The following is a 24,001-nucleotide window of genomic DNA, read 5'->3' on the forward strand; positions in this document are numbered from 1 at the left end:
TATGCTAACAGGTAAACAAAAAAGATTTTTAAGAAGTAAAGCAAATAACGTAGATCCAACTTTCCAAATTGGGAAATCAGGTATTAATGATAATATGGTTAGTCAAATTAACGATATTTTAGAAAACAGAGAATTAATTAAAGTACATGTTTTACAAAATAACTATGAAGATAAAAATGATTTAGCACAAAGCTTAAGTGATGCGACAAGAAGTGATGTCGTACAAGTAATCGGGTCTATGATTGTATTGTACAAAGAATCTCAAGACAACAAACAAATTCAATTACCATAATGACTGAATCAATTGTATTATATGGTGGGCAGTTTAACCCGATTCATACAGCTCACATGGTTGTTGCAAGTGAAGTGAATAACGTAATAAAACCTGAGAAGTTCTATTTTATACCGAGCTATATGTCTCCATTAAAAGAGCATAATGATTTTTTAGACGCACAGTATAGAATAGATATGATTCAGTGTGCGATTAATGAACTTGGATTTGGAACAATTTTTCTTGATGAAATTGAACGTAAAGGGCAAAGCTACACTTATGATACAGTAGAGCATATTTTAAAGCAGCATCCTCGATCTAAGCTATACTTTGTTATAGGTACTGACCAATACAATCAACTTGAAAAGTGGTATAAAATTGATGAGTTAAAATCATTAATTACTTTTGTAATTGTTAACAGAGATAAATCAGCTCAAGAAGTAGAGCCTGGTATGTTAGCAATCAATATACCGCGTATTGATATTAGTTCAACATTAATCAGAGATAGAATTAAAAACGATGAAAATATTCAAGTTTTAGTTCCTCCTAGTGTAGAACAATATATCCGAGAGGAAGGATTATATGAAAATTGATCAAGCAGTTACTTTAGTTAAAGATAAATTACCTGAGAAAAGGTTTAACCATTCACTGAGAGTTGCTGAAACAGCTGTGAAATTAGCAGAAATCTATGATGGTGACAAAGATAAGGCTGAACTTGCAGGTATACTACATGATTACTGTAAATATGATGATTTAGGATCAATGTATCAAATTGTTACACAGAATGAATTAGATAGTAATTTACTGAGTTATGGCTCTGAAATTTTACATGGCCCAGTAGCAGCTATAATAATGAATCAACAGTTTAATGTCACTGATGAAGAAGTCTTGCTAGCGATTAAAAATCATACAACTGGACGCGCTCAAATGACGAAAACTGAGAAATTAATATTCATAGCTGATTATATAGAACCAGGTCGTCAGACCCCAGGCGTTGAAGAAATTAGAGATTTAGCATACAATCAAGGTAGCTTAGATAAAACCATTTATGAAATTTCTAAGCGAACAGTTTTATACTTAATTAATAAAGATATTAATGTTTATGATGCCACGATTGCATGCTTGAATTATTACAATTACAGTGACGAAAGAGTAAAGGATGATTAAATGAATTCAGATCAATTATTAAACATTGCTGTCGAAGCAACAGAGAATAAAAAAGCAGAAGATATTATTTCTTTAAAAATGAAAGGCATTAGTGACATGACTGATTATTTTGTAGTTTGTCATGGTAATAACGAAAAACAAGTCCAAGCTATAGCACGTTCGGTAAAAGATGCAGCAGGTGAAGCTGATATCGAAGTAAAACGAATGGAAGGTTTTAATGATGCCAGATGGGTCCTTATTGATCTATCTAATGTAGTGGTTCACGTATTCCATAAAGATGAACGTGATTACTATAATATTGAGAAATTATATCGTGATGCGCCTCTTGAGAGTTATAGACAGGTTGTTTATTAATTATGGTGCAATATGAAGAAATGAGCTTGTTCTATGATCAATTAACATTAGATCAACCCTATGAATCATGGTTAGAAATTGTAAACCATTTTGCAAAAAATAGGACGTCTATATTAGATATTGGTTGTGGTACAGGAAGTTTAACATCATTGCTAACAGACTTTGACCAAATCACAGGTATGGATTTGAGTGTTGATATGCTTTCGATAGCAACTCAGAAATCTAACAAAGTGAATTGGATAGAAGGTGATATGACTGAATTTGAGTTGAATCAAAAATTTGATGTAATTACGATTTTCTGTGATTCATTAAATTATTTACCTGAAAAAGATCATGTTTTCACCACATTTAGTCATGTTTTTAACCATTTAGAAACAGATGGTGTATTTATGTTTGATGTTCATACACCTTTTAAAATGAATACATTATTTAATAATCAAAGTTATATCGATGAATCTGAAAAAGTTTTTCTTGGTTGGGAAGCTGTGCAAGGCGAGGAACCACTGAGCGTTTGGCATGATATGTCATTCTTTATTAAACAAGATGATAATCAATATGCAAGGTTCGATGAATCACACTATCAACGGACTTACACAGAAGCAGAATATATTGAAATGCTTAATAATGTAGGGTTTAGCCGAATCACTACGTTTGTCGATTTTGATATTAAGAATAATAGCAATGAAGGTCATCGACTGTTTTTCATTGTCAAAAAATAAAAGTAAAATCACTCCTTTATACGTGTATAGTATAAAGGAGTGATTTTTTCTTGTTAGATCAGTGGAACAATATAAAAGAAATCATTTGTAAGTACAAAGCAGTTGCTATAGCAATTTTAATTTTCGTGGTCATTTTAATCACTTGGTTGCTGCAAAGTACTTTTACAAACGAAGATAATCATAATATAGTAAATTCGAATGATGATATTACCACAGCTACACAAACACAACTAGAGTCCAATGCAAAGCATATGAAAAATAGTAATGAACAACCAAAGCAGATTAAAACAGAAGACATTTTTGTGGACGTCAAAGGTGCAGTGAAGCATCCTGATATTTATAAAATGAAATCTTCTGATAGAATTAAACAACTTTTAGATCGAGCAATCGTGACTGATGATGCTGATTTGTCGAAAATAAATTTAGCTGAAAAGTTAGTAGATCAAAAGTTGATTTATATACCAAAGAAAGAGGAAACGATAAATTCAAATCAACAAACGACTGAAAATATTAATAATAGTATTAATAGAAGCACAAACTCAAACTCAACAAAAGTCATTGACAATAGCACTAATAAAGAAAAAATAAATATTAACAGTGCTACAGAAGAGGAACTGTTAACAGTTCCAGGCATAGGACCTTCAAAAGCTAAATCTATTATAGAATATAGAGAACAAAATGGTGCTTTTGAATCTATCGAACAATTAACAGAAGTTAAAGGCATTGGAGCAAAAACGCTTGAAAAATTAGGCTCATATTTTACAATATAGATTTTTTATTGCAATATAACTCAATACAAATTAACCTATAGTTACTTATAAAATAAATAATTACTATTAATGGAGGTATAACATCATGGATCGCATTAAATGGGAAGAATACTTTATGGCACAAAGTCATTTATTGGCGTTACGTTCCACTTGTCAACGATTATCTGTTGGCGCAACAATTGTTAAAGATAATAGAATCATCGCTGGTGGGTACAATGGCTCAGTTTCAGGAGAAGTTCATTGTATAGATGAGGATTGTTTATTAGAGGATGGCCATTGTATACGTACAATTCATGCTGAAATGAATGCATTACTACAATGTGCCAAACAAGGGGTGTCAACAGACGGAGCAACGATATATGTCACACATTTCCCTTGCTTAAATTGTACGAAATCAATTATCCAAGCTGGTATTCAAACAATTTATTACGCTGAAGACTATCACAACCATTCATATGCGTTAAAGCTTTTACACCAATCAGGTATCGATTATAAAAAAATACCATTTAATCAAGAACATGTAGCACAATACCTTACCAATAAATAAGCACTGATTTACTATGCAATTGCTTATTTAGTCGGTCTACTATGGCTACATGTTAAGTTATTATCGATATTTTTATGTGGTATCTTAATTTTTTTAGTGATACGCAAAAGGTTAAAGTGGTTTCAAATTTTATTTGTTTTAATCATACCATTCATTAGTTATATGATGTTTCAGAGTAATTTCGTAAGTGAGAATAAAGCACGTGCAGTGTACTTAAATCAAAATATTGAAGTAGATGCACAATTTGTGACAAAACCTATTCTGAAACATCAAAAGCTACATGGTAAAGCTAAAATAAATAATAAAAAATATAACTATTACTTTTTTGTTAATAAAAACATTAACAGTTATAAATACATACAGCTCTATCAAAAGACATGTCATGTGAAAGCAATATTTAAACCATTAAATCAGTCCCCATATAGCCCCGTTTCACTTTTTATTAATACAATTGACTTCGAAAGTTGCAAACTAAATAATTCGAGATATAACGCTATCTTAGATAAGCATAAACAATATATTTTCGAACGTTTAAGTCACACCAATATCAAGTATCCGGAGAAAGTTATTGCATTAATTAGTGGAGATACCTCGAAAATTGATAATAATGAATTATATAAATTCAAAGAAATTGGTATCTATCATTTATTAGCAGTAAGTGGCACACATATTGCAGCAATTATAGGTATTTTAATATACGTATTAAATATTTTTAAGTGTCCGTTAGCCTATATCAAAATGGTATTATTTATCTTTCTACCGATATATGCTATTTATACTGATTTAGCTCCTAGTGCTGTGAGATCAATTTTAGCAGCATTAATAATCATTTTAATTCCTAAAACTATTATAAAGAATTCAATGAACATTCTCGCACTTTTATTTATAATATTAACGATTATATATCCTGCTTATGCCTATAATATAGGCTTCCAATTTTCTTTTTTAATTACATTCTTCATACTTTTTTCATTACCCTCAATAGCTCAATCCTCACCGATAAAATCGCTTCTAATTATTACTATAATAGCTCAGTTAGGCTCATTTATGATTAGTGCTATTAATTTCAACCAGATTCAATGGCTTGGTTTTTTAGCAAATCTTATTTTTGTTCCTTTTTACACCATCGTACTATTTCCGCTAGTAATTTTCTTTTTTATTATAAGCCACTTTCCATTTGAAATAACGCCTTTAACTTATTTGCTTAATTTAATTTTAAAGCTACATGATTTTATTTTGGAAATGTTTATTTATTTAAGTTCATACAAATGGTATGTACCAGAGTTAAATGACTTACATATCACTTTAGGATTTGCCCTCTTATTAGCGTGTTTAATATTATTTGCACATAAATTTTATAGTTTATTTATTTGTTCATTTGTTTTATTGTATATAGTCGTTACGGTGTTGCCACTATCTAATGATTATAAATTGACAATGCTTGATGTTGGGCAGGGAGATGCCATTTTATTTGAGACAAATAAGCAAGAGAGTTTATTGATTGATACGGGGGGCAAGTTATTACAAGAAGGAGAGTCAAGCCAACATAATATATCAAAATTTCATATACTACCGACTTTGAAAAAACATGGTATTAAGAAAATAGATTATTTAATTGTTACTCATCCACATATAGATCATATGGGAGAACTTAATTTTTTGATTGAAAAATATCCTATCAAAAATATAATAATTAATAAAAGTAGTTACCATTTGAAAGAACTGAAATCATTAGTTAATATATGCAAAAGTTTTAACATAAAGCTATTAGACTTTAAATCAATACAAAGTTTTTCACTTAACAAAGCGAAAATTAAATTATTAGATGCCACAATTACAACATCAAATGATTTAAATGAACAATCAATTATTACATTAATTGAATATGATAAATTCAAGATTTTACTTATGGGAGATGCTTCAAAAAATAACGAGCAGTTATTGTTAAATAAGTATCACATTGAAAATATTGATATCTTAAAAGTAGGACACCATGGTAGTAAAACGAGTTCTAGTGCATCTTTTATAAATACACTTCACCCGAAAATAAGTTTGATTTCTGTTGGTCAAAATAATAGATATAAATTACCCAATGAAGAAATAGTGGAACGCTTAAAAAATATTAATTCTCAAGTTTTACAAACAAGTGAAAACGGAGAAATTTCTATTACATTAAATTCGAATTTTGGGCTTAGTGCTAATCTAAATCAATGATTTTATGTAGAGAGATAAAGCACTGCATGATATAATGATTAAATGTGTAATAGTGATGAAAGGGTGCTACATATGAGCAATAATATAATTACAATATACGGAGAAGTGCCTGAATTAATTGAAAAGAAATCTACAGAAGTAATAGAGAAATATTTAGATACTCCAAAAGATGATTTCAATTTTGTTAAATACAACCTATATGAAAGCGATTTAGCTCCAATTATAGAAGAAGCTTTAACGATGCCATTTTTCTCAGATAAAAAAGCAGTATTAGTACAAAATGCATATGTATTCACTGGTGAAAAAGCGCCTAAAGATGTAAATCATAATATAGATCAACTCATTGAATTTATAGAAAAATACGATGGCGAGAGTATGATTGTATTCGAAGTTTATCATTCTAAACTTGATGAACGAAAAAAATTAGTGAAGACTCTGAAGAAGCATGCTCAATTGAAAAAAATTGAACAAATGTCTGAAGATGAAATTAAAAATTGGGTTAAAAATGAATTACATGGAAATTATAAAGATATAAAACAAGATGCTTTAGATTTATTTATAGAATTAACAGGTATTAATTTCAATATAGTAAAGCAAGAAATTGAAAAATTGATTCTTTTTCTAGGAGATAGACCAACGATAAACAAACAAGATGTCCAACAAATTGTAAACAGGAGTCTTGAACAGAATGTGTTTTTACTGACAGAATACATCCAAAAAAATAATAAGGCTAAAGCAATACGATTAGTAAAAGATTTGATTGCAATGAAGGAAGAACCTATTAAATTATTAGCACTTATTACGAGTAATTATCGTTTGTTTTATCAAAGTAAAATATTGAGTCAAAAGGGTTATAGTGGACAACAAATTGCAAAAACAATAAGTGTACATCCTTATAGAGTGAAATTAGCATTGAATCAGGCAAGACATTATCAATTGGAAAGTTTATTGAATATTATTGATAATTGCGCAGAGACAGACTATAAATTAAAATCTTCTTATATGGATAAACATCTAATATTGGAATTATTTATTCTATCACTTTAATTTTAAATGCTTGTGCTAATATTATTTGAAAGTTAATACAAGTTTGAAAACCCATAATAATACAAAAAAGCCTGAAACCACAGTGGCTCAGACTTCTTTGTTATTCGTATATTCATTTGTTTACGCAAATAAAAAAAGTTCAAGCCTTAGCTTGAACTTTTTTATTATTTAGCAGCTGTCATAAGTGAAGATTTGATACGATCAGCTTTGTTTGAGTGGATTAAGTTGCGTTGAGCAGCTTTATCTACTTTTTTCAAAGCGAAGTTTACTAAGTCAGCTTTGTTGTCAGCATTTGATTCAATTGCTGTGTGTGCTCTTTTAACTGCTGTACGCATTTCATTTTTTTGTGAAATGTTACGCTCTTCAGCAGTACGGTTTGTATTAACACGTTTAATTGCAGATTTGATGTTTGGCATGTGTGTCACCTCCTAATAATGATTTCGCTATCAAAATGAATTTGATTACAACAAGAAATATTTTATCAAAACGAGCGCCTTTCTGCAATCATTTATTTATCGCAGGCGCATAGAATCGATGAAAATGGTACAATACTATTTGGAAAAGAAGAACATTCACTCTATAATGCAAAGTAGAATACAATATCAAGTATATCAATTATTTACGGAAAATAGTAAAAAATCGTAGTAAGTTTGCAATTACCTACTAAAAACGTTATTATATCAAAGAATGTCATACATATTTACGGGCTAGAATTATGAAAGTGAGAAGGATAATACATGGATAAACAAGACCGTTTCAATAAACGCGAAAATATTAGAAACTTTTCTATTATCGCACATATAGACCATGGTAAATCTACGTTAGCTGATAGGATTTTAGAAAACACGAAATCAGTTGAATCGAGAGATATGCACGCACAATTGCTAGATTCCATGGATTTAGAACAAGAACGTGGTATAACAATTAAATTAAATGCTGTTCGCTTAAAGTATGAAGCTAAAGATGGTGAAATATACACATTCCATCTTATTGACACACCTGGACACGTAGATTTTACATACGAAGTGTCTAGATCATTAGCCGCTTGTGAAGGAGCAATCTTAGTAGTTGATGCAGCGCAAGGGATTGAAGCACAAACTTTAGCTAACGTTTACTTAGCTCTAGATAACGAATTGGAGTTACTGCCTGTAATTAACAAGATAGATTTACCTGCAGCAGAGCCAGAACGTGTGAAGCAGGAATTAGAAGATGTCATCGGTATCGATAAAGAGGATGTTGTGCTAGCAAGTGCAAAATCTAATATTGGCATAGAAGATATACTCGAAAAAATTGTTGAAGTTGTTCCTCCACCGCAAGGCGACCCTGAAGCACCGTTGAAAGCACTTATCTTTGATTCTGAGTATGATCCTTATAGAGGCGTTATTTCATCTATAAGAGTTGTGGAAGGTACGGTTAAACCTGGAGACCGCATTAAAATGATGGCTACAGGTAAGGATTTCGAAGTTACTGAAGTTGGTATTAATACGCCAAAACAATTAGCTGTAGAAGAACTTACTGTCGGTGATGTAGGATACATTATAGCTAGTATTAAAAATGTTGACGACTCACGTGTTGGTGATACAATCACGCATGTAAAACGTCCTGCAGAACAAGCACTACAAGGTTATAAAAAAATGAACCCGATGGTATTCTGTGGTTTATTCCCTATAGATAACAAAGATTACAATGACTTGCGTGATGCATTAGAAAAATTACAATTAAATGATGCCTCATTAGAATTCGAACCTGAATCATCACAAGCATTAGGTTTTGGTTATCGTACCGGTTTCTTAGGTATGCTTCATATGGAAATTATTCAAGAACGTATTGAACGTGAATTCGGTATTGCACTTATTGCAACAGCACCGTCAGTAATCTATCAATGTATTATGAAAACAGGTGAAGAAGTTACTGTTGATAATCCAGCTAATATGCCTGAAAGAGATAAAATTGATACGATCTACGAACCATTTGTTAGAGCTACTATGATGGTACCTAATGATTATGTTGGTGCTGTAATGGAATTATGTCAGCGTAAACGTGGACAATTTGTAAATATGGAGTACATGGATGATATTCGTGTAAATATTATTTACGAAATTCCATTATCAGAAGTAGTTTTTGATTTCTTCGATCAACTTAAATCTAATACTAAAGGTTATGCTTCTTTTGATTATGAATTTATTGATAACAAAGAAAGTGACTTAGTAAAAATGGACATATTGCTAAATGGCGAAAAAGTAGATGCTTTAAGCTTTATAGTACATAAAGAATTCGCATATGACCGTGGTAAAATGTTAGTCGAAAAATTAAAAACACTTATTCCAAGACAACAATTTGAAGTTCCTGTTCAAGCAGCAGTTGGCCAAAAAATTGTTGCGCGTACAAATATTAAATCGATGGGTAAAAACGTATTGTCTAAATGTTACGGTGGAGATATCAGCCGTAAGAAAAAATTACTAGAAAAACAAAAAGCCGGAAAAGCTAAAATGAAATCTGTAGGTAACGTTGAGATTCCTCAAGATGCATTCCTAGCAGTTCTTAAGATGGATGAAGATTAATATAAATTAAACATTGGGGCCTTAAATCCATTCGATTTATGCCCCAGTTTTTTGTTGTGTGCTCACATCTTCAAAAAATGAAAGTAGGTGAACGCAATATGGAAGTGAAAAGTGCTTATATCCATATTCCTTTTTGCGTGAGGATTTGTACGTATTGTGATTTCAACAAGTACTTTATACAAAACCAACCAGTTGATACGTATTTAGATTGTTTAATCACTGAAATGCAACAAAGTGAAGTAAGAAAATTAGAAACAGTTTTTGTTGGCGGCGGTACGCCCACAGCACTTGATTATCAACAACTCGAAAAATTATTAGTAGCTATTACAGATACTTTTGAAATAAAAGGCGAATTTAGCTTTGAAGCAAATCCCGATGAATTAACAATTGAAAAAGTTCAATTACTTAAAAATTACGGTGTCAATAGGTTGTCTATGGGTGTTCAAACATTTAAACCAGAATTATTAGACATACTTGGTAGAACACACAAAACAGAAGATATTTATCAATCTGTTGCTAATGCTCGTCAAGTTGGCATTCCATCTATTAGTTTAGATTTAATGTATCATTTACCAAACCAGACTCTAGAAGATTTTCAAGATAGTCTAGAAAAGGCTTTGTCGATGGATATTGATCATATATCTAGTTATGGTTTGATATTAGAACCCAAAACAAAATTTTATAATATGTATAGAAAAGGACAATTGAAAGTTCCTAATGAAGATATTGGTGAAGAAATGTACGAATATCTATTAGAAAGAATGGAACAATCAGAGATGCATCAATATGAAATATCCAATTTCGGTAAAGTTGGACATGAATCCGAACACAATAAAGTGTATTGGAAAAATGAAGGCTATTATGGCTTTGGTGCTGGTGCAAGTGGTTATGTAAATGGAGAGCGTTATAATAATGTAAATCCAGTAAACCATTACATTAAAAAAGTACAAAACAATGAAAGACCCATATTAGATTCAACATTTCCTACTGAAACAGAACAAATGGAAGAAGAAATGTTTTTAGGATTACGGATGAATATAGGTGTGGATAAAGACAAGTTTTCACAGAAATTTGGAAAAACCTTAGAAGAAGTCTATGGTCAAACTATAGAAGACCTAATTCAACGTGAACTTTTAATTGATCAAAACGGTCATATCACGATGACTGAACGTGGAAAAGTGATTGGAAATATTGTCTTTGAAGCATTTTTATTAAATGTATAAAAAAATTTAAAATTGAATGCTTTAACATTGACTTACTTTGACCAATTTGATAAATTATAATTAGCACTTGGAACAAAAGAGTGCTAATGAGGTGAAAACATGATTAGCGATAGACAATTGAGCATACTTAATGCAATTGTTGAAGATTATGTTGATTTAGGTCATCCAATTGGTTCAAAAACACTGATTGAACGACACAAATTGAATTTTAGTCCTGCAACTATTCGAAACGAGATGAAACATCTCGAAGATCTTGAATTGATTGAGAAGACACATACTTCATCAGGGCGATCACCATCACAGTCAGGCATCAGATATTATGTGAATCAATTATTGCAACAAACATCTCATCAACAGCAAACAAAAATTCAACGTTTGAGTGATTTACTAGTTGATAATCATTATGACATTTCCTCAGCATTGAGCGAATTTGCAAATGAACTTTCAATTGCATCTCAATATACAACGTTGGTAATGCGTCCAAATCACAAAAAAGATATAATTAATAACATTCATTTGATTCGAGCAAATGCCTATTTGGTTATAATGGTAGTCGTGTTCACATCCGGTCATGTAGAACATCTGCATTTAGCATCTGAAGTTCCGTTATCTAATGATGAACTGACAAAAATTTCGAATTTTGTTACTGCTAAATATGATGAATGGAATCATCATCGTTTTGAAAATGAGTTAGATGCTTTTGTTAATTCTGAATTAGAGAAGCATTTTATCAAAGATATGCTAAGCACAATCGAGATTCATTTTGATAATCAAAGTAATGGCATTTTTATGGGCGGAAAGGTTAAACTAATTGATGCGTTGAATGAAACGAACGTGTCATCGATTCAACCTATTTTGCAATATATAGAATCGAATAAAATCACGCAATTACTTGATGATATGTCTAATTCGACAATAAACGTCAAAATTGGACATGAAATAGAATCAAGTTTGAGTGGCATTTCTATCGTCACAAGTCAATATCACATTGACGATAGATTAAAAGGCCAAATTGCGGTTATCGGACCAACAGCAATGAATTATCAGAACGTAATACGATTACTAAATACGATTTGGTAATTAAGTATTGTATTGGAGGGCGGAAAATGACAGAAAAAAATGAATCAGTATTTGATCAAGAAGCAAATGAAGATGTAACTGATAACGAGCAAAATACATCTTCTGTAAATACTGATGAAACTACAGAAGCATCACAAGATAATCTGCAGGAGGATGATTCACAAGAAACTACAGAAAATGTAGATCCTAAAGATGAAGAAATTCAACAATTAAAACAAGATGTTCAAGAAAATGAAGAAAAGTATTTAAGATTATACGCAGAGTTTGAAAATTATAAGCGTAGAATCCAAAAAGAAAATCAAACAATGAAAGCATATAAAGCGCAAGATGTACTTAATGATATTCTACCAACAATAGATAACATTGAACGTGCGCTACAAATTGAAGGCGAAAATGAACAATTCCAATCACTTAAAAAAGGTGTGGAAATGATTCATGAAAGTTTAATTAATGCATTAAAAGAAAATGGTTTAGAATTAATTGAAACAGAAGGTCATCAATTTGACCCGAACATTCATCAAGCTGTAGTTCAAGATGACAATCCTGATTTTGAATCAGGCGAAATCACTCAAGAGCTACAAAAAGGTTATAAACTAAAAGAACGTGTATTAAGACCTTCAATGGTTAAAGTAAATCAATAGGTTTTAGTATTGATGAAAACACCAATTTATATAAACAAACAGGAGGAAATTATTTATGAGTAAAGTAATAGGTATTGACTTAGGTACAACAAATTCATGTGTTTCAATTTTAGAAGGCGATGAGCCAAAAGTAATCCAAAACCCTGAAGGTGCAAGAACTACACCATCAGTAGTTGCATTTAAAAATGATGAAACTCAAGTAGGTGAAGTTGCTAAACGTCAAGCAATCACAAACCCTAATACAATTCAATCAATTAAACGTCATATGGGTACGAATTACAAAGTTGATGTTGAAGGTAAATCATACACACCTCAAGAAATCTCAGCAATGGTATTACAAAACCTTAAAGGTACAGCTGAAGATTACCTTGGTGAAAAAGTAGAAAAAGCAGTTATTACTGTTCCTGCATATTTCAACGACAGTGAACGTCAAGCAACTAAAGATGCTGGTAAAATCGCTGGTTTAGAAGTAGAACGTATTATTAACGAACCAACTGCAGCAGCTTTAGCTTATGGTTTAGACAAAACAGAAAAAGAAGAAAAAGTATTAGTTTTTGACTTAGGTGGCGGTACTTTTGACGTTTCAATCCTTGAATTAGGTGACGGCGTATTCGAAGTACTTTCTACTGCAGGTGACAACAAACTAGGCGGAGATGACTTTGATGAAGTAATCATTAACTATTTAGTTTCTGAATTCAAAAAAGAAAACGGCGTAGATTTATCAAAAGATAAAATGGCTTTACAACGTCTTAAAGACGCTGCTGAAAAAGCTAAAAAAGATTTATCTGGCGTTTCTCAAACTCAAATTTCACTACCATTTATTTCAGCTGGAGAAAATGGCCCATTACACTTAGAAATTAATTTAACTCGTGCTAAATTTGAAGAATTAGCTGACGATTTAATCAGAAGAACAATGGTACCAACTCGCCAAGCAATGAGCGATGCAGGCTTATCAAGTTCAGAAATTGATGAAGTTATCTTAGTTGGTGGTTCAACAAGAATCCCAGCAGTTCAAGAAGCTGTTAAAAAAGAAGTAGGTAAAGAACCTAATAAAGGCGTTAACCCTGATGAAGTTGTTGCTATGGGTGCAGCGATTCAAGGTGGCGTAATCACTGGTGATGTTAAAGACGTAGTATTATTAGACGTTACACCATTATCATTAGGTATTGAAATCATGGGCGGACGTATGAATACACTTATCGAAAGAAATACGACAATCCCAACATCTAAATCACAAGTCTACTCAACAGCAGCAGACAACCAACCAGCAGTTGATATTCACGTGTTACAAGGTGAACGTCCAATGGCATCAGACAATAAAACACTTGGTAGATTCCAATTAACTGATATTCCAGCAGCTCCACGTGGCGTACCTCAAATCGAAGTTACTTTCGACATCGATAAAAATGGTATTGTAAACGTTACTGCTAAGGACTTGGGAACAAATAAAGAGCAAAATATCACAATCCAATCTAGCTCTTCACTATCAGATGATGAAATCGATCGTATGGTTAAAGACGCTGAAGAAAATGCTGACGCTGACCAAAAACGACGCGAAGAAAGTGATACAAGAAACGAAGCAGACAGCTTAGTATTCCAAGTTGAAAAAACAATCACTGATTTAGGTGAAAACATCAGCGAAGAAGATAAACAAAATGCTGAAGATAAAAAAGAAGCATTAAAATCAGCACTTGAAGGCGAAGATATTGAAGATATCAAAGCTAAAAAAGAAGAATTAGAAAAAGTAGTTCAAGACTTATCAACAAAAGTATACGAACAAGCTGCTCAAGCTCAACAACAAGCACAAGGTGAAGAAGCAAATGCTTCTCAAGATAGTGATGTTGAAGATGCTGATTTCAAAGAAGTAAAAGATGACGACAACCAAGACAACCAAAAATAAGTATAGTCATTGACTAATTAATTGTTATTAATAGAAAAATATGACACAATTGCTTAGCCAAATTAAGTCAAAGTCAATTGAACATTGGCTTTGACTTTTTCCTTTTTTAAAAATGATTCAATAAAACAGTAAAAGGAGAGATATTAGTGGCCAAAAAAGATTATTATGAAGTCTTAGGTGTCAGCAAAGGCGCTTCTAAAGATGAAATTAAAAAGGCTTATCGTAAATTATCAAAGAAGTATCACCCGGATATTAATCAAGAAGAAGGTTCTGATGAGAAGTTTAAAGAAATCTCTGAAGCCTATGAAACATTAAGCGATGAAAATAAACGCGCAAATTATGACCAATTTGGACATGATGGTCCTCAAGGTGGCTTTGGCGGCCAAGGATTCGGTGGCCAAGACTTTAGTGGATTTGGTGGCGGCGGTTTCGAAGATATATTCAGTTCATTCTTTGGTGGCGGCCGTCAACAACGTGATCCTAACGCCCCAAGAAAAGGCGATGACTTACAATATACAATGACAGTTACGTTTGATGAAGCTGTTTTCGGTAGTGAAAAAGAAATTTCAATTCGTAAAGATGTGTCTTGTCACACTTGTGATGGTGCAGGCGCTAAGCCAGGTACTAAAAAGAAAACTTGCGAATACTGTAGTGGTGCTGGACATGTGTCTGTAGAACAAAATACAATACTTGGCAGAGTTAGAACTGAAAAAGTTTGTCCAGTATGTAGTGGTTCTGGACAAGAGTTTGAAGAACCATGTCCAACATGTAAGGGTAAAGGTACTGAGAACAAAAATGTTAAAATCAGTGTCACAATACCTGAAGGTGTAGATAATGAACAACAAATTAGATTAGCTGGTGAAGGTGCTCCTGGAGAAAATGGCGGACCTCAAGGTGATTTGTATATTGTATTTAGAGTTAAACCTTCAGAAAAATTTGAAAGAGATGGCGATGATATTTATTATTCACTTGATATCAGTATCGCTCAAGCATCACTAGGTGACGAGGTTAAAGTGCCGACGCTTAACAGCAGCGTGATGTTAACAATTCCAGCAGGTACGCAAACTGGAAAACAATTCCGTCTAAAAGAAAAAGGAATTAAGAATGTTCATGGCTACGGCTATGGCGACTTATTTATCAATATAAATGTCGTAACACCAAGTAAAATGAGTGATCGACAAAAAGAATTATTAAGAGAATTTGCCGAAATTGATGGCGAAGAAATTTCTGAACAAGCATCAAATTTTAGAGACAAAGCTAAAAGATTCTTTAAAGGAGATTAGAATATGAATTGGACCGAGATATCAATCATTGCTAATCATGAAGTAACGCCTATAATTACTAATATATTGGAAAATTTTGGTTCAAATGGTGTTGTTATAGAGGACTCTCATGACTTAAATCACGACTTTGAGGATAAATATGGCGAGCTATATGCGCTTAATGCTAGTGATTACCCTAAACAAGGGGTCAGGCTAAAAGCGTATTTCAATGAACTGAAATATACTGAAACGTTTAGAAAAGCGCTTTTAAATGAAATTTCGCAAGTAGAATCTTTAGATAACTCTATTTTTAACTACGAAGAACAAATGCTTCAAGAACAAGATTGGGAAAATGAATGGAAAAATTATTTTCATCCATTTCGTGCATCAAAACAATTTACGATAGTCCCTAGTTGGGAAACATATCAAAAAGAAGATGATAGTGAATTGTGCATAGAATTGGATCCAGGTATGGCATTTGGTACAGGCGACCATCCTACAACGAGCATGTGTTTAAAAGCAATTGAAACTTATGTGAAGCCGAGTGATTCAGTTATAGATGTTGGTACAGGTTCAGGAATATTAAGTATTGCTGCACATCTTTTAGGTGTTAAACGTATTAAAGCATTAGACGTTGATGAAATGGCAGTGAAAGTTGCTAAAGAAAATTTCATGAAAAATAATTGTGCTAAGGCAATTGAAGCTGTTCCTGGTAATTTACTAACAGAAGAAACTGAAAAATTTGATGTTGTTGTCGCCAATATTTTAGCTCATATTATTGAAGAAATGATCGAAGATGCTTATAACGTTTTAAATAAAGATGGTTATTTTATAACTTCTGGTATTATAGAAGAAAAACATGAATCTATTATAAATCATATGAAGCGTAGTGGTTTTGAAATTGTTTCTATTAATCACGATAACAGTTGGGTTTGTATCGTTGGACAGAAAGTGAGCGAATAACGATGCAAAGATACTTTATTGACCAAAACGCTGATGTAAATCAGCGTTTTTTCATTACTGATAAAGGTGACATACACCATATATCCAATGTGATGCGTCATCAGACTGGCGATAAAATAATTATTACATTTGTGGATCAGAACGTATATAAGTGCCAGATTATCGATATAGCTACTGAAGGTATTGAACTTTCGTTAGTAGAAAAAATTGATATTGATACTGAATTACCTCAACATATTACGATTTGTAGTGGTTTAATTAAAGCTGATAAATATGAATGGATGCTCCAAAAATCGACAGAATTAGGTGCTAATCATTTCATAGCTGCTGGTATGAAACGTTCAGTGGTTAAATTAAATGATAGTAAGATTGATAAAAAATTAGAGCGCTGGCAAAAGATTATTAAAGAAGCAGCTGAGCAAAGCTACCGTTTAGCTATACCGTCCATAACTTATGAACCAAGTTTAAAAGTAGTTTATAATCATATCGATGAATACGATTATGTACTCATCGCTTATGAAGATGCTGCTAAAACAGGTGAAACGCACAATTTTAAGTCTGTAGTTCGTGAAATGAAATCTGGTGCTCGTGTGTTAGTTATATTTGGGCCAGAAGGTGGCTTATCAGAAGAAGAAGTAGCATTATTCGATGGTAAGGCGTATCAAATTGGTCTAGGTCCTAGAATTTTAAGAGCAGAAACTGCACCACTTTACGTATTAAGTGCTGTAAGTTTTGAAAAAGATTTATTAGATTAATGTTAAAATAATCATGTGTTAAGTAATACAATGTATACATTTTAGTACAAATTTTTGCTTTAAATTAAAAAATTGTAAATTTTACTAATTGACCGCTTTAATCAGATATATTATACTGATTAATACATGGTCATAACCATGAAATGATAATAAAGTTTCGTTGATATTTGGAGGGAGGGAAATACACATGTCTAAAACAACAGTTAAGAGTAATGAATCACTTGAAGATGCGTTACGTCGTTTCAAACGTACAGTTTCTAAAAGCGGTACAATTCAAGAAGTTCGTAAGCGTGAATATTACGAAAAACCTAGTGTTAAACGTAAGAAAAAATCAGAAGCTGCGCGTAAACGTAAATAGTATTTACTAACGGTAGCTTGCACGTAAACGAATATTCTAATAATTAATTGTGTCGTTGACTCCCTCAACACCAACATTAATTATAAATAGTAATAGTCTTAGTTGTTCAACAGCTAAGACTATTATTTTTTTATAAATTCAGGTTCATGATTTGAAAAAATTAATATAATTAACATTTATGCTATAAACGCTATAATCATACATTCATTTCATGTATAATCAAGTTGAGAGCGAGGTGATAGAGTGATTCCTTCGAGTAGTATACATACAATATTTTCAGTCAACTTTGTTGAACAAGGAAATTGGATTGATAATGTTGCAAGCGTTATCGTCAGTCCGTTTGGAGCTTTAATTTTAACTTGTATTATCTTCCTAGGATTTTTATATCAATTATACTCTAATAAGATAAATATTGTGGGTATCGTTGCCACATTAGCTTTATTGATACTCTTTTTAGGGTTTTTTGTAAAAGGCGATGTCAACTTGTACTCAATCATCTTATTTGGAATCGGTGTCATATTGGTAATAATAGAACTTTTTGTTGTTGGTGCGATTATCGGTATTATCGGTATGGGGCTAATAACTTTTAGTATTATTACTTTAGGTGACAATTTAATTTATATGATTGCTAGTGTAGTTGTAGCATTGATATTATCAATCATAGAGTGGGTGGTACTAGTGAAAATTTTCAAACGTAAGATACCGTTTTTAGATAAAGTAGTTTTGAAGGATTCTACAAATGCAGAGGCAGGCTACACTTCACATGAAGATCGCTCTCATTTAGTTGGGCTTACTGCTACTACATTAACAGATTTAAGACCAGCAGGAATCATTACACTCAACAATGAACGTATCGACGCAGTTTCTGATGGATCATTTATTTTGCGAAATAAAGCAGTAACCATTTTAGAAGTTGAAGGCACGAGAGTTGTTGTTAGAGAAAACGAATCATAAAGGAGAGAAAGTATGATCGGATTAGTTGTTATCGTCGTCATAGTAGTAATAGCTTTATTATTACTATTTTCATTTGTTCCAGTCGGATTATGGATTTCAGCAATAGCTGCAGGCGTTAAAGTAGGTATTGGAACATTAGTTGGTATGAGACTTCGTAGAGTTTCACCACGAAAAGTTATTTCACCATTAATTAAGGCACACAAAGCTGGTTTGAATTTAACAACAAACCAACTTGAATCACATTACTTAGCAGGAGGAAACGTCGACCGTGTTGTTGATGCTAACATTGCAGCACAAAGAGCGGACATCAACTTACCATTTGAACGTGGAGCAGCTATTGATTTAGCTGGCCGTGATGTATTAGAAGCTGTTCAAATGTCAGTTAACCCTAAAGTAATAGAAACACCATTTATCGCAGGTGTAGCGATGAACGGTATCGAAGTAAAAGCTAAAGCGCGTATTACTGTTCGTGCTAACATCGCTCGTTTAGTAGGTGGTGCTGGTGAAGAAACAATTATTGCACGTGTCGGTGAAGGTATCGTATCAACAATTGGTTCTAGTGAGCACCATACACAAGTTTTAGAAAACCCAGACAATATTTCTAAAACAGTACTTAGTAAAGGTTTAGATTCTGGTACAGCATTTGAAATCTTATCAATCGATATTGCTGACGTTGATATCAGCAAAAACATTGGTGCAGACTTACAAACTGAACAAGCACTTGCTGACAAAAACATTGCACAAGCTAAAGCAGAAGAACGTAGAGCAATGGCTGTAGCTCAAGAGCAAGAAATGAAAGCTAAAGTTCAAGAAATGCGTTCTAAAGTTGTTGAAGCAGAAGCAGAAGTACCACTTGCTATGGCAGAAGCGTTACGTTCTGGCAACTTAGGCGTTAAGGATTATTATAACCTTAAAAATGTTGAAGCTGATACTGGCATGAGAAACTCAATCAACGAACGTACGAACCCAAAAGATGATGAATCACCGGAAAATTAATTAGGGGTGATTAAATGAATATAGCTATTATTATCTTTGTAATATCTGTGATTGTTACAATAGTCACTGCTATTAGCGATAATAGCCATAAAGATAGAAAAAACCAAAAACCACCAATAAACAATCAACCTAATCGAAATGATCAGCCACCTAAAAGAGGCGGTTTCCTTGATGAAATTGGTAAAGCATTCAAAGAAATCGAACAACAAATGAATGAAGGACCAACGAGGAAAGATATTGAACAACAACCGCAAAAGCGTGCAGAACCTGCAAGACCAGTTGAAACTAGAGCTGAAAAAATGGAAACGCCAAATCCTCAACAAACGACTCGAACAATGCGTACAGACAACGAGACTGAAGCAGAAAAGTTAAAACGTTCGCAAGAGCAAAAAGAGGATAAACTGCAAAAAGAACTTGAAGCAGATTTAATGGGCGAATTACAAGATGTGCGTACAGAAATTGATCGTGAAAACGAGAAAAAACTGAAGAGAACTGAAAGAAGAGCACGTGCTATTATTTCAGATAAATATTTATCTGAGAGAACAAAACGTTTCCGTTTAAAACAGTTAATGGATGCACAGGCAATTCAGAGTCCAGTTACTAATGAAAAATATAGGTTTGCAGAAGATGAAGTTGTAAATGGTATTATTTGGTCGGAAATATTAGAAAGACCCAAAAGATTATAGCGCAGTATAGTCTATAAATTAAACGCCTTATGGAGTCGATATATGATGACTTTGTAAGGCGTTTTTGTGTATTTGCAATAATTTCAATGAAAAAATAACCATAATAAATTAAACTAATAGCTCACGACTAATAAGAATGTAAACATCATGTAAAATTTGATAAATGAGCCTCTATTTAATACTCTTTGAAATAATATATAGTTAATTCGTGATATAATGATGGTGTAATCATCATTATATGATTGAATTGTTAAATGCTTAAAATAATTTAATGAACGATAATAATTTTTGTAAGTTAAAATCTAATAGGATAAAATAAGATGAAACGAATATATTTGTAAAGGAGCACCTATATGCCTGGAATTATTCAAATAGATGACATCAATGAAGCTCAAGCGCTCATTGGTAATAACGATGAACACCTTAAATTAATTGAGGAAGGGTTTGATGTCATTGTACATGCTCGAGGTCAAGAAATCTCTGTAAAAGGAGAGCAAGTAGAGCATGTTAAAAAAGCAGAATCAGTACTCATTAACCTTTTGAAAGTCATTCAACAAGGTATTTCAATCTCTTCAAAAGATGTTGAAGCAGCAGTGAAAATGGCAAATAATGGTACGATTCAATACTTATTAGATTTATATGAAGAAGAAATAACTAAAGATGCATACGGAAAGACCATCCGTGCAAAAACCATGGGTCAACGTATGTATGTAAATGCTATGTATCATAATGATTTAGTATTTGGTGTAGGACCAGCTGGTACAGGAAAAACCTTCTTAGCTGTTGTGTACGCTGCGAAACAGTTAAGAAAAGGAAATGTTAAACGAATTGTGCTAACAAGACCTGCAGTGGAAGCAGGAGAGTCACTAGGCTTCTTGCCAGGAGACCTAAAGGAAAAGGTTGATCCATACTTAAGACCTCTATATGACGGTTTAAATACTGTTTTAGGAAGAGAACAAACGGCGCGCTTTATAGAAAGAGGCATCATAGAAATTGCGCCCCTAGCTTATATGCGCGGTAGAACATTAGATGATGCTTTTGTTATTTTAGATGAGGCACAAAATACAACACAAGCACAAATGAAAATGTTCTTAACTCGACTAGGTTTTGATTCGAAAATGGTAGTTACTGGAGACCAAACTCAAGTAGACTTACCTAAAGGAGTTAAAAGTGGTCTAAAAGAAGCAGTTAAAAAATTAAAAGAAGTTAAAGGCTTAAGCGTACATTATCTTGATCAAAGTGATGTTGTACGTCACCCATTAGTAAGTAAAATTATTGACCGTTACGAAGGAGAAGAGTAAATGTTTACAATAGACTTTAGTGATCACACTGAAATAGTTAAAAGTGAATGGTTAACTCAGATTGATAAACTCCTCACTTTTGCAAAAGAGCAAGAACAAATTGATAGCGATGCCGAGTTATCTGTAACTTTTGTAGATAAAACCGAAATTCAAGAAATTAATAAAATGTATCGTGATAAAGATAAAGTAACAGATGTTATATCATTTGCTTTAGAAGAAGATGAACCAGAAATTATTGGACTTGATATGCCAAGAGTATTAGGCGACATTATTATTTGTACTGACGTAGCTCAGGAACAAGCTGATTCTTACGGTCATTCTTTTGAAAGAGAATTAGGCTTTCTTGCACTCCATGGTTTCTTACATCTATTAGGTTATGATCATATAGATGAAGAGGACGAAAAAGAAATGTTTGGGCGACAAGATCAAATTCTAAATGCTTATGGTTTAACAAGAGATTAGAGGTAGACATGAAACGTTTTAAATACGCTTTTCAAGGTATGTTAGTACTATTAAATAAAGACAGCAAATTTTTAATGCATCTTTTATTAGGGCTTGCCACTGTTATTTGTGGTATTGCTTTTGGTATTAGTCAATTAGAATGGCTTTTTATTATTATAGCGATAGGTGTTGTACTTGCTTTCGAAGCTATCAATACAGCAGTAGAATATGTGGTTGATTTAGTTACAGGTGATTATCATATATTAGCAAAAAAGGCTAAAGATATTGCTGCTTTTAGTGTTGTGCTAGCTTCTATTACTGCACTTGCTATTGGTCTCGTTGTTTTTTTACCATATGTGTTCTAAATTGTAGTGCAATTTTATAGAATTTGTTTATACTTAAAGAACAGAGTAATTAAACATTAAATCGATAATTAAGTGGATTTTTTTAATAACCCTTAATATTGAATAGGAGCGTGTTAGCTATGGCTTATCAATCACACTATTTTACAGAAGTAAGAAATGCTCAAGCCAATTCATATTCACCATATAGTAATTTTAAAGTTGGTGCATATTTAAGAACGAAAGACGGTAAAGTTTATCATGGAGCAAATGTTGAAAACGCAGCATACTCAATGGCAATTTGTGCAGAGAGATCAAGTTTGGTTGCTGCAATATCAGATGGTTATAGACCAGGTGATTTTGAATCAATTACAGTTACTGTTGATGCAGATGCGCCATCTTCACCATGTGGTGAATGTCGTCAGGTGTTAAAAGAACTATGCGATGACGATATGCCAGTATATATGACTAATCATAAAGGCGATATGATAGAATCAACCGTAAATGACTTATTACCATTAGGATTTTCTGGAAAGGATTTAAATTAATGACAGGACATAAATCAGGATTTATATCAATTATAGGTAGACCCAATGTTGGGAAATCTACGTTTGTTAATCGTGTAATTGGACATAAGATAGCTATTATGTCTGATAAAGCACAAACTACAAGAAACAAAATTCAAGGCGTTATGACACAAGAAGATGCTCAAATTATTTTCTTAGATACACCTGGTATTCATAAACCGAAACATAAATTAGGCGACTACATGATGCGTGTCGCTACAAACACGTTATCTGAAATAGATGCTATTATGTTCATGGTAAATGTAAATGAAGACATAGGTCGTGGTGATGAGTATATTATGGATATGCTTAAAACGATTAAAACACCTGTCTTTTTAGTATTAAATAAAATTGATTTAGTACACCCAGATGAACTTATGCCAAGAATTGAAAAATACAAAAAATATATGGATTTCACTGAAATTGTACCAATTTCAGCACTGGAAGGCTTAAATGTAGATCATTTTATAAATGTAATAAAATCTTATCTACCAGAAGGACCTAAGTACTATCCAGATGATCAAATCTCTGATCATCCAGAACAATTTGTTGTAGGCGAGTTAATTCGTGAAAAGATTTTACATTTAACAAGTGAAGAAATCCCTCATGCCATTGGTGTAAACGTAGATCGCATGGTTAAAGAAGATGAAGACAGAGTTAGAATTGAAGCAACAATATTTGTTGAACGAGATTCACAAAAAGGTATTGTTATTGGTAAAGGCGGTAAAAAACTTAAAGAAGTTGGTAAACGTGCACGCCAAGATATCGAAATGTTACTAGGATCTAAAGTTTATTTAGAACTTTGGGTAAAAGTCCAAAAAGATTGGCGAAATAAAGTTAACTTCATCCGTCAAATGGGTTATTTAGAAGATCGAGATTAATTT

The 24,001-nt window shown here is 32.5% G+C and carries 27 protein-coding genes; 26 read left to right on the forward strand and 1 reads right to left on the reverse strand.

Translation table 11 applies throughout. From position 1 onward, the window contains the following. Nucleotide 1 precedes the first annotated feature (1 nt). The 9 genes from yhbY to holA all read left to right on the forward strand — a co-directional run bounded on the left by yhbY (nt 2) and on the right by holA (nt 7,089). Complete coding sequence (yhbY, locus tag AST02_RS02615; protein WP_002507455.1) at nt 2-292, forward strand: ribosome assembly RNA-binding protein YhbY; 291 nt, start codon at nt 2-4, stop codon at nt 290-292. After that, nucleotides 292-864: a nicotinate (nicotinamide) nucleotide adenylyltransferase gene (nadD, locus tag AST02_RS02620; protein WP_046465469.1), complete on the forward strand. Its 573-nt coding sequence runs from the start codon at nt 292-294 to the stop codon at nt 862-864. The genes yhbY and nadD overlap by 1 nt, the downstream gene beginning before the upstream one ends. Then, nucleotides 854-1,438: a bis(5'-nucleosyl)-tetraphosphatase (symmetrical) YqeK gene (yqeK, locus tag AST02_RS02625; protein WP_046465468.1), complete on the forward strand. Its 585-nt coding sequence runs from the start codon at nt 854-856 to the stop codon at nt 1,436-1,438. Before nadD ends, yqeK begins: the two co-directional genes overlap by 11 nt. After that, complete coding sequence (gene rsfS, locus AST02_RS02630; RefSeq protein WP_046465467.1) at nt 1,439-1,792, forward strand: ribosome silencing factor; 354 nt, start codon at nt 1,439-1,441, stop codon at nt 1,790-1,792. Nucleotides 1,793-1,794: 2 nt separating this feature from the next. Beyond that, nucleotides 1,795-2,511: a class I SAM-dependent DNA methyltransferase gene (locus AST02_RS02635; protein WP_069815477.1), complete on the forward strand. Its 717-nt coding sequence runs from the start codon at nt 1,795-1,797 to the stop codon at nt 2,509-2,511. Between the two features lie 50 nt (nt 2,512-2,561). Further along, nucleotides 2,562-3,281 (forward strand): helix-hairpin-helix domain-containing protein, encoded by a 720-nt coding sequence (locus AST02_RS02640; protein ID WP_069815479.1) that lies wholly within the window; start codon nt 2,562-2,564, stop codon nt 3,279-3,281. Between the two features lie 85 nt (nt 3,282-3,366). Then, nucleotides 3,367-3,828 (forward strand): ComE operon protein 2, encoded by a 462-nt coding sequence (locus AST02_RS02645; protein WP_046465464.1) that lies wholly within the window; start codon nt 3,367-3,369, stop codon nt 3,826-3,828. Between the two features lie 246 nt (nt 3,829-4,074). Further along, nucleotides 4,075-6,042, forward strand: a complete 1,968-nt coding sequence (locus AST02_RS02650) for a DNA internalization-related competence protein ComEC/Rec2 (RefSeq protein WP_256092375.1) — start codon at nt 4,075-4,077, stop codon at nt 6,040-6,042. Between the two features lie 72 nt (nt 6,043-6,114). After that, a complete protein-coding gene (gene holA / locus AST02_RS02655; protein ID WP_069815481.1) occupies nt 6,115-7,089 on the forward strand; it encodes a DNA polymerase III subunit delta in 975 nt (324 codons plus the stop codon). Between the two features lie 164 nt (nt 7,090-7,253). On the opposite strand, the gene rpsT is transcribed toward holA, so the two are convergent. Next, nucleotides 7,254-7,505 (reverse strand): 30S ribosomal protein S20, encoded by a 252-nt coding sequence (rpsT, locus tag AST02_RS02660; protein ID WP_002507464.1) that lies wholly within the window; start codon nt 7,503-7,505, stop codon nt 7,254-7,256. A gap of 321 nt (nt 7,506-7,826) precedes the next feature. Between rpsT and lepA the strand changes: the two genes are divergently transcribed. The 17 genes from lepA (at nt 7,827) to era (ending at nt 23,998) form a co-directional block, all read left to right on the forward strand. Next, nucleotides 7,827-9,650, forward strand: coding sequence for a translation elongation factor 4 (lepA, locus tag AST02_RS02665; protein ID WP_046465462.1), 1,824 nt, complete (start codon nt 7,827-7,829; stop codon nt 9,648-9,650). Nucleotides 9,651-9,748: 98 nt separating this feature from the next. After that, nucleotides 9,749-10,873, forward strand: coding sequence for a radical SAM family heme chaperone HemW (hemW, locus tag AST02_RS02670; protein WP_069815483.1), 1,125 nt, complete (start codon nt 9,749-9,751; stop codon nt 10,871-10,873). 99 nt (nt 10,874-10,972) lie between these two features. After that, on the forward strand, nt 10,973-11,953 hold the full coding sequence (gene hrcA, locus AST02_RS02675) for a heat-inducible transcriptional repressor HrcA (RefSeq protein ID WP_046465460.1): 981 nt from the start codon (nt 10,973-10,975) through the stop codon (nt 11,951-11,953). A 26-nt stretch (nt 11,954-11,979) separates the two neighbouring features. Continuing rightward, a complete protein-coding gene (grpE, locus tag AST02_RS02680; RefSeq protein ID WP_046465459.1) occupies nt 11,980-12,594 on the forward strand; it encodes a nucleotide exchange factor GrpE in 615 nt (204 codons plus the stop codon). 55 nt (nt 12,595-12,649) lie between these two features. Continuing rightward, nucleotides 12,650-14,494, forward strand: a complete 1,845-nt coding sequence (gene dnaK / locus AST02_RS02685; protein ID WP_046465458.1) for a molecular chaperone DnaK — start codon at nt 12,650-12,652, stop codon at nt 14,492-14,494. Between the two features lie 146 nt (nt 14,495-14,640). After that, nucleotides 14,641-15,777 carry a molecular chaperone DnaJ gene (gene dnaJ / locus AST02_RS02690; protein ID WP_046465457.1) on the forward strand — a complete coding sequence of 379 codons (1,137 nt, stop codon included), beginning with the start codon at nt 14,641-14,643 and terminating at the stop codon, nt 15,775-15,777. 3 nt (nt 15,778-15,780) lie between these two features. Then, nucleotides 15,781-16,719, forward strand: coding sequence for a 50S ribosomal protein L11 methyltransferase (prmA, locus tag AST02_RS02695; protein ID WP_069815485.1), 939 nt, complete (start codon nt 15,781-15,783; stop codon nt 16,717-16,719). A gap of 2 nt (nt 16,720-16,721) precedes the next feature. After that, the gene (locus tag AST02_RS02700) at nt 16,722-17,474 is read left to right on the forward strand and encodes a 16S rRNA (uracil(1498)-N(3))-methyltransferase (RefSeq protein WP_046465455.1); all 753 of its coding nucleotides are present in this window, start codon (nt 16,722-16,724) and stop codon (nt 17,472-17,474) included. A 187-nt stretch (nt 17,475-17,661) separates the two neighbouring features. Then, the gene (gene rpsU / locus AST02_RS02705; RefSeq protein WP_002507473.1) at nt 17,662-17,832 is read left to right on the forward strand and encodes a 30S ribosomal protein S21; all 171 of its coding nucleotides are present in this window, start codon (nt 17,662-17,664) and stop codon (nt 17,830-17,832) included. Nucleotides 17,833-18,093: 261 nt separating this feature from the next. Next, nucleotides 18,094-18,786 carry an NfeD family protein gene (locus AST02_RS02710; protein WP_370736894.1) on the forward strand — a complete coding sequence of 231 codons (693 nt, stop codon included), beginning with the start codon at nt 18,094-18,096 and terminating at the stop codon, nt 18,784-18,786. A gap of 12 nt (nt 18,787-18,798) precedes the next feature. Further along, nucleotides 18,799-19,782 carry a flotillin-like protein FloA gene (floA, locus tag AST02_RS02715; RefSeq protein WP_046465453.1) on the forward strand — a complete coding sequence of 328 codons (984 nt, stop codon included), beginning with the start codon at nt 18,799-18,801 and terminating at the stop codon, nt 19,780-19,782. Nucleotides 19,783-19,796: 14 nt separating this feature from the next. Continuing rightward, the gene (locus AST02_RS02720; protein WP_069815487.1) at nt 19,797-20,468 is read left to right on the forward strand and encodes a hypothetical protein; all 672 of its coding nucleotides are present in this window, start codon (nt 19,797-19,799) and stop codon (nt 20,466-20,468) included. 353 nt (nt 20,469-20,821) lie between these two features. Then, entirely contained in the window at nt 20,822-21,769 is a 948-nt protein-coding gene (locus tag AST02_RS02725) for a PhoH family protein (RefSeq protein WP_046465451.1), read from the forward strand. Then, entirely contained in the window at nt 21,770-22,231 is a 462-nt protein-coding gene (gene ybeY, locus AST02_RS02730) for an rRNA maturation RNase YbeY (RefSeq protein WP_046465450.1), read from the forward strand. Nucleotides 22,232-22,239: 8 nt separating this feature from the next. After that, nucleotides 22,240-22,575, forward strand: a complete 336-nt coding sequence (locus AST02_RS02735) for a diacylglycerol kinase family protein (protein ID WP_069815488.1) — start codon at nt 22,240-22,242, stop codon at nt 22,573-22,575. A gap of 119 nt (nt 22,576-22,694) precedes the next feature. After that, nucleotides 22,695-23,099, forward strand: coding sequence for a cytidine deaminase (gene cdd / locus AST02_RS02740; protein WP_069815490.1), 405 nt, complete (start codon nt 22,695-22,697; stop codon nt 23,097-23,099). After that, the gene (gene era / locus AST02_RS02745) at nt 23,099-23,998 is read left to right on the forward strand and encodes a GTPase Era (protein ID WP_002507481.1); all 900 of its coding nucleotides are present in this window, start codon (nt 23,099-23,101) and stop codon (nt 23,996-23,998) included. The genes cdd and era overlap by 1 nt, the downstream gene beginning before the upstream one ends. Nucleotides 23,999-24,001: the final 3 nt, after the last annotated feature.

Source organism: Staphylococcus equorum (genome assembly GCF_001747895.1).
Classification (GTDB): Bacteria; Bacillota; Bacilli; order Staphylococcales; family Staphylococcaceae; genus Staphylococcus; species Staphylococcus equorum_A.